Below are 11,521 nucleotides of genomic sequence, written 5' to 3'. Positions count from 1 at the left end.
GGCTCACGCGCACCACGTCCTGCTCGATGATCGGACCGGCGTCCAGCTCTTCGGTCACGTAGTGGCAGGTCGCGCCAATCAGCTTCACGCCACGCATCGACGCCTGGTGGTACGGCTTGGCACCGACGAACGATGGCAGGAAGCTGTGGTGAATGTTGATCACCTTGTGGGCGTACTCGGTGCACAGTTCCGGCGGCAGGATCTGCATGTAACGCGCCAGCACCACCACTTCGGCGTCGTGCTGTTTGACCAGGCGCGACACTTCGGAAAATGCCGGCTCTTTGTCCTGCGGGTCCACCGGCACATGATAATAAGGAATGCCATGCCACTCGACCATGCTACGCAGGTCGTCATGGTTGGAAATCACGCAGGAGATTTCGCAGTCCAGCTCGTCGCTGTGCCAGCGGTGCAGCAAGTCAGCCAGGCAGTGGGATTCGCGGCTGGCCATCAATACCACGCGTTTTTTCTGCGCGGTGTCGGTGATGCGCCAGTCCATCGAGAACTCTTCGGCGATCGGTGCAAAGGCCTCACGAAACGCCTCAAGGCCGAACGGCAGCGAATCGGCACGAATTTCGTGACGCATGAAGAACCAGCCACTGAGCGTGTCCGAGTGATGGCTCGCTTCAGTGATCCAGCCATTGTGTGACGCCAGAAAGTTACTGACTTTAGCAACGATACCGACGCGGTCCGGGCAAGCAATCACTAGCCGAAAAGTGCGCATGGGGGGAAAACTCCAGAACTTCGCAAAGGCCGCTATTCTAGCGATTGCGCAGCAAAACTGCAGTATTCCTGACACCAAGCCCGGTAATGCACGGCCTCGCCCTACCGATTGGCGGCCTCTGAACGCTCAACAATGTTCTATTGGCGAAATACGCAAGCGGGCTTTTGTGAGTATCTGTGATGAAACCCTGACAAGTTTTAACAGCGGCATGAGGCTTTTTTCGCTGAGCACTCTAATTAAATTAAATAAAAGCCGGCTTAAATGTTTACTTGATGAAACACCCTGACTATTATTGCGCCACTGTACCCTGTCATCCAGCGCCCAACATAAGGTAGTCCTCATGTCCTTGATCAACGAATACCGTGCCACCGAAGAAGCTATCAAAGAGCTGCAAGCCCGTTTGAAGAACCTGTCCCAAGACGACAAACTGCAAACCGAGCTGGAATTCGAAGGCAAACTGCGTACCCTGATGGGCGAATACTCCAAGTCCCTGCGCGACATCATCGCCCTGCTGGATCCAGAGTCCAAAGTTAAAGCGCCACGCGGCGCTGTAAAAACTACCGGCACCAAGCGCGCTCGCAAGGTTAAACAATACAAGAACCCGCACAACGGCGAAGTCATCGAAACCAAAGGTGGCAACCACAAGACTCTGAAAGAGTGGAAAGCCAAGTGGGGCGGTGACGTGGTTGAAGGCTGGGCTACCCTGCTGGGCTAAGCCGCAACCCGCTTCGCAGGTTCATTTGCGAGCACCCAAAAACGCCAGCGTCCGCTGGCGTTTTTTTATGCCCCGCCTTCAGGTATTTGTACAGCTTGTTTCAAAGCTCCAAACGCTTGCGTAATGAGTCGACATACTCGCGCCACTCGTCCAGTACCTGTTGCTGAATCGCTGTAGCACTAAGCGAGCATTGCGCCATTGCCTCATTAAACCCCTGCAAGGTATTCGGCGCGCCCCATCCGGCGTCTGACAAACGTTGCTGACAGAATAATCTCCAGCGCTCGTGCTTCTCGTGACTCAAGGTCTCGGGAAAGTTACGCGCACGATAACGAAATAATAATTCCGGCAAACGTTCATCATCGAACGGCCATTGCTCTTGCGCTAATTGCATCGGGTCCGCATGTCGGACTTGTTCGCATAAACGCCGGTCCCGATCGCCAATGAAGCCGTCGTATAACTGTTGTTCAGGGTCCTCGCTTGGCGTGAAATCCTCGTGGGCATAAATGGCCAGAACTTTATCTCGCCATACTTCTTGTGCGTCACTTAGACGCAGTGCGCGCGCTTCATACTGCGCCATGTCCAGTTGCAGTCGTTGCCGGTCTTCGGCGCGCAACACCGACAACGGTGCCACCACCGGGCAACGGTTGATGTGAATCAGTTTGAGCGGCACCGGTAATTCGCCTTCGGCCAGATCCTCGTGGCGGGTGTACAAACGCTGACGCGAGGTCTCGGCGTCCTGGTCGAGTAGCCCCTGCGGGTCGAGATGCAGGTCGCAGACAATCAGTGCGTTGCGATTGCGCGGGTGCCAGGCCAACGGCAAGACCACCCCGACATAGCTGCGAGCTGCCGAGAAACGCCCCGAGATATGCACCATCGGTTGCAACAGGCGGATCTGATCCATGACCTTCTGCTTGCTGCGCAGCTTGAACAGCCAGTCGTAGAGTTTTGGCTGCTTGTCGCGGATCAACCGCGCCAGGGCAATCGTCGCGCGCACATCGGACAACGCATCGTGAGCCTGGCCATGGTCGATGCCATTGGCGGCAGTCAGGCGTTCGAGTTTCAACGTGACGCGACCGTCCTCTTCAGGCCAGATGATACCGTCCGGGCGCAACGCGTACGCCGCGCGCACCACATCGATCAGATCCCAGCGACTGTTGCCGCCCTGCCACTCCCGCGCATACGGATCAAAGAAATTCCGGTACAGGCTGTAACGGGTCATTTCATCATCGAAGCGCAAGGTGTTGTAACCGGCACCACAGGTTCCGGGGGCTGCTAGCTGCGCATGAACCCGGGTCATGAAGTCGGCCTCACTCAGGCCTTGCTCGGCCAGGCGGCTGGGAGTGATGCCGGTAATCATGCACGCCGCCGGGTGAGGCAGGATGTCGTCACTCGGCTGGCAGTAGAGATTGACCGGTTCGTCGATCTCGTTGAGGTCGAGGTCAGTGCGAATCCCGGCCACTTGCAGCGGACGGTCGCAGCGCGGTGAGATGCCAGTGGTTTCGTAGTCGTACCAGAAGATGGAGGTCACGGGGCGTTCCTGAACTTGAGACGGGCGAAGTCTAGGCGCTCAAGCGCGGCGCCGACCAGCAATCTTGCTATTCAAGCATTTCTCGCCGATACCTTGTCATACATAGTTATGTCGTTAGCGCTGCGAAGGCTGCTAGCATCGAATCAGTATTGAATCCCAACCATCAGGTTGATCATGCGCAAAACTTCAGCACTGCCAAGGATAGCAACGCTGCCCCCGCCACTGGACACGCGGTATCAGGTTGAAACGCCGGAAGGCATCGACCTGCCGCTGCGACCGGCCGGGTTGATGCCCMGTGTGCTGGCGTTTGCCATTGACCTTGGGGTGCGCGGGCTGGTGCTGGGCTTACTGTTTATTGTCCTGGCCTTGCTGGGGAGCGTCGGCATCGGGCTGGGCTCGGTGCTGCTGTTTCTGGTCAGTTGGTGGTACATGGTGCTGTTCGAGGTCCTCAACCAGGGCCGCTCGCCGGGTAAACAGCTGATGGGGCTGCGCGTCGTGCATGACGATGGAACGCCCGTTGGCTGGCCGGCCTCGCTGATCCGCAACCTGCTGCGGTTCGTCGACATGCTGCCCTTCGGCTACAGCCTCGGTGCCATCAGTTGCCTGCAGCATCCGACCTTCAAACGGCTGGGCGATATTGCGGCCGGCACACTGGTGATCTACCGCGAACAAGTGGTCACCCGACCACAGATCCCGCAGGCGCCGGCACTGCACCCGCCCTTTGCGCTGACCCTCAATGAGCAACGCGCGGTGCTGGGTTTCGCCGAGCGTCAGGCGGAACTCTCCAGCGAACGGGTCAATGAACTGGCCAGCATCCTCGCCGAGCCGCTCCACGTTTCACCGTCCCACGCGGTTGCCGAACTCAATGGCATCGCGCGCGGTTTACTGGGGCCGGCATGAAGCAGAGCCTTTTCGAAAATCGCCATCGGACCGAATGGGATCAATTTGCCCAACGGCTCGATTCGCTCGAACGCGGCAAAGCCAATGTCGAGGATTGCACCACGTTCCCCAAGGATTACCGGCGGTTGTGCCAGCACCTCGCGCTGGCACAGGAACGCGGCTACAGCAGCTACCTGATCGACCCTTTGCAACAGTTGGTACTGCGCGGGCACCAACAGCTTTACCGGCATCGTGGCCGGGTCGGCGCCCATCTGCTGGCCTTTGTCCTCGCCGGTTTCCCTCGACTGGTCCGTGAGCAATGGCCTTTCGTGCTGGCTTCAAGCCTGCTGTTTTTCGGCTCGCTGGTGGGCATCGGTTTGCTGGTGTACCTGCACCCCGAGCTGATCTACAGCCTGGTCCCGGCCGAACAGGTTGCCGAGATACAAGGCATGTATGACCCGGCAGCCGGTCACCTGGGGCGCCTGGGTGAACGCGCAGCCAGCGATGACTGGGTCATGTTCGGTTACTACATCATGCACAACATCGGCATCGCCTTTCAGACCTATGCCAGCGGTTTGCTGTTTGGCCTGGGCAGCGTGTTTTTCCTGTTCTTCAACGGTTTGATGATCGGTGCGGTTGCCGGTCACCTGACGCACATCGGCTATGGCGAAAACTTCTGGTCGTTCGTCGTCGGCCATGGTGCCTTCGAACTCAGCGCCATCGCCCTGGCCGGTGCGGCTGGCCTGCAACTGGGCTGGGCGCTGATCGCCCCCGGCCGCTTGCCACGCGGTGAAGCCCTGCGCCTGGCGGCTCATAAAAGCGTCTTGATGATCTGCGGTGTCATGCTGTTTCTACTGCTTGCTGCGTTCATCGAGGCCTATTGGTCATCCCGCAGCGGGCTTGCCCCGCTGGTCAAATACCTGGTGGGCGCAGCCCTCTGGTTAGTGATGGCGACTTACCTGATCGTTGCCGGACGTACACGCCATGCGCCTGAGTGACGCCAGCGTGGTCATTCGCCCTCGTACCTCCTGGGAAGCCATGGACCTCGGCGTTCTGCTGAGCCAGCAACATCGCCGTCTGCTGATGGCCAGTTGGGCGATTGTCACGCTGCCGGTGTTTGCCCTGCTGACCCTGTTGCTGTGGGACTCGCCCTCAACGGCCGTGCTGCTGTTCTGGTGGTTGAAACCGGCGTTCGAACGGTTGCCGCTGTACATCCTCTCGAGCGCCCTGTTCGGCGAAACCCCGACCTTGAGGCAAGCGCTGCGCCAATGGCCGCGACTGCTCAAACCGCAGCTGCTGGCCAGCCTGACATGGCGGCGCTTTGACCTGAGTCGCAGTTTCATCATGCCGGTCGTGCAGCTTGAAGCGCTCAGCGGTCTGGCACGCCAGCAGCGCCTGGCCGTGCTACAACAACGCGATCGCGGCGCAGCACGCTGGCTGACGCTGATTGGTGCACATCTGGAAGCCGCCCTGTGGATCGGCCTGATGGTGCTGTTCTATCTTTTGCTGCCCACGCAAATCAAACTGAACTGGAACTGGCAAACGCTGATCGCCACCGCAGAGCAAGACTGGCTTTGGCTGGACCACCTGATCAATGCGCTCTACGCGCTGATCCTGATCCTGTGGGAACCGATCTACGTCGCCTGCGGTTTCAGCCTGTACCTGAACCGTCGTACCCGACTCGAAGCCTGGGATATCGAACTGGTGTTCCGCCGTCTGCGCCAGCGCCTGAGCAGCGTCGCCGCCTGCCTGCTGATGCTCGGACTACTGTGGTTGCCCACCACGCAGCCACTCTGGGCCGCCGAACCCGCCGACGCACCCGACAGCCCGCGCCTGCTCCAGCAACCGCTGACCAGCCAGGCCGCCAGTAACCGCATCAAGGCCATACTCGACACACCACCGTTCAAGAACCCGCAGACCGTTACCCACTATCGTTTTGGTAAAGACACGCCCGATCAACCTGCCGACACGGAAACACCGGGTTGGCTCAAAGCGTTTTTCGCACTGTTCGACAGCCAGCGCTTCGCCGGCCTGGCGCAGGTCATCGAGGTGCTGCTGTGGGCGAGCGTCATCGGCGCCCTTACGCTGCTGATCTGGCGCTATCGCGGCGGGTTGCGGACCTTGGTCAGCCGCCGTCCAAAACAGCACCAAACGCCCGCACACCCGGCGCCGACCCAGCTGTTCGGCCTTGATCTCGGCCGGGAAACCCTGCCGGACGATATCGCCGCCAGTGTCGAAAGCCTCTGGCCGACCCAGCCCCGCGAAGCCCTCGGGTTGCTCTACCGGGCCTTGCTCAGCCGTTTGCTGCACGACTTCAACCTCCCGCTGAAAACCGCCGACACCGAGGGCCAGGTGCTGGAACGGGTCCAACAGCTACAGGAACCGGCTCTGCAAACCTTCAGCAGCACATTGACGGTGCACTGGCAGAACATGGCCTATGGGCATCGCTTGCCACCGGCGCACCTGCAACAGGAACTGTGTGATGGCTGGCGGGCGTTGTTCGGCCCGGGAGCTTCGCGTTGAATCKGCGCCTGATCCCTGGCCTGCTGATTGCCGGGCTGCTCGCTGCATTGGCTGTTTATCTGTACCAGCAGGCCACGCCCTATCAGGAAGTCATCGACCACGGTCCTTCCCCGGAAGCCCGAGCCAACCCGTACCTGGCGGCCGAACACTTTTTGCGCCAACAAGGGCTGACCGTGACTCACGCCAACAGCCTCGACATCCTGCCGTATCTGGAACCGCATCAGCAGAGCCTGTTACTGCTCGGTGATCGCACCAACATGACCCCGCGCCAGGCCGATCAGGTGCTGAACTGGACCCGGGCCGGTGGACGTTTGCTGTTTGTGGCCGAAGCCTTGTGGAATGAAAAAACCGGCAAGAGCGGCGACCTGCTGCTCGACCGGGTGCAACTGCATCAATCCATGAGCAAGGACCTCAAGGCCCCGCCGCCTGATGCCGAGCCTGATCCGTACCCGAACCTGACCAAACTCTATCTCGAAGACGAAGACGCTCCGGCCTACGCCAGCTTCGATCCGCAGTACCATCTTGAAGACCCGAAAAACCTCGCGCAGTCGTGGGCCAACAGCGCGTTGGCCACTCACATGATGCAACTCGGTTATGGCCACGGTTCCATCACCGTGGTCACCGACGCCGAACTGTGGAAGAACCCGAACATCGGCCAATACGACAATGCCTGGCTGCTCTGGTACCTGTATTCGGACACCGGCGTGACCTTGCTCTTCAATATCGATCACGACAACCTGCTGACCTTGCTGCTGCGTTATTTCCCGCAGGCATTGGTGGCGCTCGTCGCGTTGATCGGCCTGTGGATCTGGCATGCCGGGTTACGTCAGGGCCCCATGCAGGCTCCAGCCTCCAAAGCCCGCCGACAACTACAGGAACACTTGCGGGCCAGTGCAGACTTCATGCTGCGGCGCAACGGTCAGCACAGCCTGCTGCTGGCGCTGCAACACGATGTGCTGCGCCGCGCCCGACACCGTCACCCAGGCTTCGAACAACTCGGCGTTGCCGAACAATGGCAGGTGCTCGCGCGCCTGACCGGCCAACCGACCCGCGCCATCAGCCAGGCACTTGGCCCGCGGCCCGAACAGCAGTTGTCCCGCGCTGAGTTCAGCCGTCTGGTCGCCCACCTGCAAACCCTCAGGAATGCCTTATGAATGACTCCATCGAACCTGCCGGCCAGACCCATGCCGCCCAACAGCGCCAGCGCGCCAGCCAACTGGCGCAAGCCGTGCGCCTTGAATTGCAAAAGGCCGTCATCGGCCAGGACGTGGTCATTGACGATGTGCTCAGCGCACTGATTGCTGGCGGACATGTGCTGCTCGAAGGCGTTCCAGGGTTGGGCAAGACCTTGCTGGTACGCGCCCTCGCCCGCTGCTTCGGTGGCGAGTATGCGCGCATTCAGTTCACCCCGGACCTGATGCCCAGCGACGTCACCGGGCATGCGGTGTACGACCTGCAAACCGAGCAGTTCAAACTGCGCAAAGGCCCGTTGTTCACCAACCTGCTGCTRGCCGACGAAATCAACCGCGCACCGGCGAAAACCCAGGCCGCGCTGCTCGAAGCCATGCAGGAGCGCCAGGTCACCCTTGAAGRCCGCGCCCTGCCCATCGCGCAACCGTTCATGGTGCTGGCGACGCAAAACCCCATCGAACAGGAAGGTACTTACCCCTTGCCCGAAGCGGAGCTCGACCGATTCATGCTCAAGGTGCGCATGGACTACCCCGATGCTGCTCAGGAGCTGAACATGGTCCGTCAGGTCAGCCGCTCGACCCGCGCCGACATGCTCGATGTGCAACCGCTGCGCACCGTCCTGCAAGCCAAGGATGTACTGGCCTTGCAACGGATCGCCAGTGACCTGCCGCTGGATGAACAGGTGCTGGACTACGCCGTACGCCTGGCGCGCACCACCCGCAACTGGCCCGGCCTGACCCTCGGCGCCGGCCCACGGGCGACGATTGCCCTGGTGCGGGTCGCACGGGCACGGGCGCTGCTGCGCGGTGGCGAATTCGTGATTCCGGATGACATCAAAGGCTGCGCGCTGGCCGTGTTGCGCCATCGCGTGCGCATCGCCCCGGAGCTGGACATCGAAGGGCTGGAGGTCGATCAGGTGCTCAGGCAACTGCTCGATCAGGTTCCGGCGCCAAGGATATGAGTATCGCGATCTTGCTGTCACCGCCCCCTGTGGCGAGGGAGCTTGCTCCCGCTCGAKCGCGAAGCGGTCGCAATCAAGCTAATGCGCAATGCCTGAAAAAATGCGCTGGCCGGTTTCAGGACTGCTACGCAGCCCAGCGGGAGCAAGCTCCCTCGCCACAATGGGTAGGTCTTGCAAACAGGTGGGCCGCCCTTTGAAGAATCCCATGCCATGAAACCCACCCGCCTCTTGCTGATCTGGCTCGTCGCCCTGCTGGGCCTGAGCATCGCGCTCGGCACATTAAGGGCGCTGGGTTTCAGCGTTGCACCGAGCCTGTTGTCGATCAACTGGGGCTTGCTGCTGGCGCTTCTAATGCTGGCGCTGCTCGATGCCGTACGGCTCATGCGTCTGCCGTCGCCCCGCGTGCAACGTCAGATGCCCGGCAGCCTCGCGCTCGGACGCTGGAGTGAAGTCCATGTGGAGATTGCGCACGACTATTCGCAGCCACTGAACGTGCAACTGTTCGACCACGTCCCCGACGGCCTGAGTTTCGAACACCTGCCGCAATCGGTCGAACTGCAACCCGGCCAGCACAGCCTGACCAACTATCGCCTGCGTCCTCTGCGGCGCGGCCATTTCAGCTTCGAGCGCTGCGAAATCAACCTGCCCAGCCCCTTCGGCTTATGGTCCGCCCGGCGCTACCTGAACGTCACCGACAGCACCCGCGTCTACCCGGATTTCGCCCGTCTGTACGGCGCGCAGTTGCTGGCCGTCGACAACTGGCTGAGCCAGCTCGGCGTGCGCCAGCGGCAACGGCGCGGGCTGGGTCTGGAATTTCATCAACTGCGCGAATTTCGCGAAGGCGACAGCCTGCGCCAGATCGACTGGAAAGCCACCGCCCKCCAGCGCACACCGATTGCCCGGGAGTACCAGGACGAGCGCGACCAGCAGATCATCTTCCTGCTCGATTGCGGCCGTCACATGCGCAGCCAGGACGGTGAACTGGCGCATTTCGACCATGCGCTCAATGCCTGCCTGCTGCTCAGCTACGTGGCGTTACGTCAGGGTGACGCCGTCGGCCTGAGTACTTTTGCCAACGAACACCCGCGCTACCTCGCCCCGGTCAAAGGCACCGGCCAGCTCAACGTGCTGCTCAACACTGTTTATGACCTCGACAGCAGCCAACGCCCGGCCGACTACCAGGCCGCCGCCAGCCAATTGCTGGCCCGGCAGAAACGTCGGGCGTTGGTGGTGCTGATCACCAACCTGCGTGATGAAGACGATGAAGAACTACTGAGCGCCGTCAAACGCCTGGGCAAACAGCATCGTGTACTGGTCGCCAGTTTGCGCGAAGAGGTACTCGACACGGTGCGCCAAACACCGGTGCAAACCCTGGACGAAGCGCTCGCCTATTGCGGCACGGTGGATTATTTAAACGCCAGAGCCGAACTCCATGAGCGGTTGAGCGCCCATGGAGTACCAGTGCTGGATGTGCGGCCCAGTGAACTGGGCGCGGAGTTGGTGACGCGGTATTTGAGCTGGAAAAAAGCCGGAGTGCTCTAAAAAACTCACCACAATCACATCACCGGCCTGAGGCTACAAATCCTTGCGCCGCAGCCTACAGATCCGCCAGAATCCGCCGGCTTGTGCACCTTGGCCCTGGCTTCTACTGTTCTCGTGTCGCTGCCCATCAGCGATCGGGTTTAGTCGCTCGGACGTTGTACGAAGGTGTACTGCACACCAAATGCTCAGGTATTCCCTATCCCTGAACGTTATGGTGGCTGTGCGCAGGGCGCCCTCGGGCGCGCCGGTTTTCGTACTCCGTCCGGTCGACTAACCTGCGTTCAGCCGCCACCCTTCGTTTAGTCGCGAGGCGGTGGCAGCTCCACCACGGAGTAATAAACATGTTCAAAGCCACACCGAATCCCCCCGAATACGACAACGTCTCCCCCTACGATTCCCCCGACTCGAAAAAGCTCCACGCCGCCGCGCACAAGGCGCTGGACCACTACCTCAAACCCGGCACCGGTAACCCGCGTGACTATGAACGGCGCTCGCTGAAATTCTTCGCCGTGCTCCCCGACATCAACAACGAAGCCTTGATGGCCTACACCTACGAGACGTTCTGCTCGGTGAGCACATTGATCCTCGACCTGTCCGACGACCTGGAAGACAAGCACCGCAACCTGGCGCTGGCGATCCATCAATTGACCGAGCACGGGTTGTTGCTGGTGGAGAAGGCGCTGGATAACGAGTACCCGATCCAGCCGGGATTTACGAGGACTGCGTCCGAACGCGGCCCGCCTCGAACGCAGCCTCGCRGGCTCGGCAGCTGCTACGGGCCTGTGTTTTTGGCAGTGAAGGTGCGAAGAAGGATCAGGCCGAAGCCGGCACCGGGTAAAAACTGAAGTACTGGTGCAAGGCACTCACCAGTTGCCCGTATTCAGGCGGTGCGCGTTGCACCTCGAAACCGGCGTCGTAATGGTGGGGGGTGACGTCTTCACGACACCACAGGCAACGGGCACGCAAGTCGATGACCTGCACACTACCTTCGCTGGCCGGGATTTTCAGGCGCAGGTCGAACGCTGCGCCGACCATCATCGGTAATGGGCAAATCAGCATCAGGCCATCATCGGAGACATTGCCGATAAAGCCGACAGGCTTGTCGGTGATGCTGTTGAACACTCTCAGAAAATACGGCAGTTGATGCCGCTCGATACGGCGGTCAGTGAACAGGCTGTTTATCACGATTAAGCCCCTTGAGCAGGGTCGTACTCATACTTCGGAACGTACCTGCCAGACAGGAGCGCTCTCCCCGATTCCGTTGCCGGTCACAGGTATCAACATGGTTTAGGTTGAACATTCTAAAACACGCTAATCGAAGATTAGCTCAAGGCGGGCACACGCCCAGCCTTTAAATGTCCGGGTATCGACACATTTTTCTGCTCTACCCCCTGTAGCAGCTGCCGAGCCTGCGAGGCTGCGTTCGAGGCGGGCCGCGTTCGGACGCAGTCCTCGCCAACC

11 protein-coding genes are annotated in these 11,521 nt (G+C 60.5%); 8 read left to right on the top strand and 3 right to left on the bottom strand.

Annotated elements, in window-relative coordinates; all coding sequences use genetic code 11:
• The coding region (gene purU / locus AC1DH9_RS11560) for a formyltetrahydrofolate deformylase (protein ID WP_477808196.1) at positions 1 to 721 on the bottom strand (721 nt) is incomplete at its 3' end.
• Between the two features lie 340 nt (positions 722 to 1,061).
• Here purU and mvaT point away from each other — a divergent pair.
• Positions 1,062 to 1,436, top strand: a complete 375-nt coding sequence (mvaT, locus tag AC1DH9_RS11555; protein ID WP_005790963.1) for a histone-like nucleoid-structuring protein MvaT — start codon at positions 1,062 to 1,064, stop codon at positions 1,434 to 1,436.
• A 100-nt stretch (positions 1,437 to 1,536) separates the two neighbouring features.
• Here the strand turns inward: mvaT and sbcB are convergent, their stop codons facing one another.
• Positions 1,537 to 2,964, bottom strand: coding sequence for an exodeoxyribonuclease I (sbcB, locus tag AC1DH9_RS11550; RefSeq protein ID WP_427536149.1), 1,428 nt, complete (start codon positions 2,962 to 2,964; stop codon positions 1,537 to 1,539).
• A 174-nt stretch (positions 2,965 to 3,138) separates the two neighbouring features.
• Between sbcB and AC1DH9_RS11545 the strand changes: the two genes are divergently transcribed.
• The 7 genes from AC1DH9_RS11545 to AC1DH9_RS11515 all read left to right on the top strand — a co-directional run bounded on the left by AC1DH9_RS11545 (position 3,139) and on the right by AC1DH9_RS11515 (position 10,905).
• The gene (locus AC1DH9_RS11545) at positions 3,139 to 3,864 is read left to right on the top strand and encodes an RDD family protein (RefSeq protein ID WP_477808195.1); all 726 of its coding nucleotides are present in this window, start codon (positions 3,139 to 3,141) and stop codon (positions 3,862 to 3,864) included.
• Positions 3,861 to 4,841, top strand: coding sequence for a stage II sporulation protein M (locus AC1DH9_RS11540; protein ID WP_427536151.1), 981 nt, complete (start codon positions 3,861 to 3,863; stop codon positions 4,839 to 4,841). Before AC1DH9_RS11545 ends, AC1DH9_RS11540 begins: the two co-directional genes overlap by 4 nt.
• Positions 4,828 to 6,366, top strand: coding sequence for a DUF4129 domain-containing protein (locus AC1DH9_RS11535; protein WP_427536153.1), 1,539 nt, complete (start codon positions 4,828 to 4,830; stop codon positions 6,364 to 6,366). Before AC1DH9_RS11540 ends, AC1DH9_RS11535 begins: the two co-directional genes overlap by 14 nt.
• A complete protein-coding gene (locus AC1DH9_RS11530; RefSeq protein WP_477808194.1) occupies positions 6,363 to 7,520 on the top strand; it encodes a DUF4350 domain-containing protein in 1,158 nt (385 codons plus the stop codon). Before AC1DH9_RS11535 ends, AC1DH9_RS11530 begins: the two co-directional genes overlap by 4 nt.
• Positions 7,517 to 8,518 (top strand): AAA family ATPase, encoded by a 1,002-nt coding sequence (locus AC1DH9_RS11525; protein ID WP_477808193.1) that lies wholly within the window; start codon positions 7,517 to 7,519, stop codon positions 8,516 to 8,518. Before AC1DH9_RS11530 ends, AC1DH9_RS11525 begins: the two co-directional genes overlap by 4 nt.
• Positions 8,519 to 8,728: 210 nt before the next feature.
• The gene (locus AC1DH9_RS11520; RefSeq protein WP_477808192.1) at positions 8,729 to 10,060 is read left to right on the top strand and encodes a DUF58 domain-containing protein; all 1,332 of its coding nucleotides are present in this window, start codon (positions 8,729 to 8,731) and stop codon (positions 10,058 to 10,060) included.
• 341 nt (positions 10,061 to 10,401) lie between these two features.
• Complete coding sequence (locus tag AC1DH9_RS11515; protein WP_477808191.1) at positions 10,402 to 10,905, top strand: DUF6124 family protein; 504 nt, start codon at positions 10,402 to 10,404, stop codon at positions 10,903 to 10,905.
• On the opposite strand, the gene AC1DH9_RS11510 is transcribed toward AC1DH9_RS11515, so the two are convergent.
• Positions 10,874 to 11,233 carry a PilZ domain-containing protein gene (locus AC1DH9_RS11510; protein ID WP_427536315.1) on the bottom strand — a complete coding sequence of 120 codons (360 nt, stop codon included), beginning with the start codon at positions 11,231 to 11,233 and terminating at the stop codon, positions 10,874 to 10,876. The two genes, AC1DH9_RS11515 and AC1DH9_RS11510, sit on opposite strands and share 32 nt — an antisense overlap.
• Positions 11,234 to 11,521 lie beyond the last annotated feature (288 nt).

The sequence above is a fragment of the Pseudomonas sp. 05T35 genome (assembly GCF_056396605.1).
Note: the sequence above shows the minus strand (reverse complement) of the source record. Positions and strands in the feature narration are given on the sequence as shown.

What these genes read in the sequence shown, in the direction of transcription:
- mvaT (WP_005790963.1), top strand. Translation starts at nt 1,062, where the DNA reads ATGTCCTTGATCAACGAATACCGTGCCACCGAAGAAGCTATCAAAGAG.
- AC1DH9_RS11540 (WP_427536151.1), top strand. Translation starts at nt 3,861, where the DNA reads ATGAAGCAGAGCCTTTTCGAAAATCGCCATCGGACCGAATGGGATCAA.
- AC1DH9_RS11535 (WP_427536153.1), top strand. Translation starts at nt 4,828, where the DNA reads ATGCGCCTGAGTGACGCCAGCGTGGTCATTCGCCCTCGTACCTCCTGG.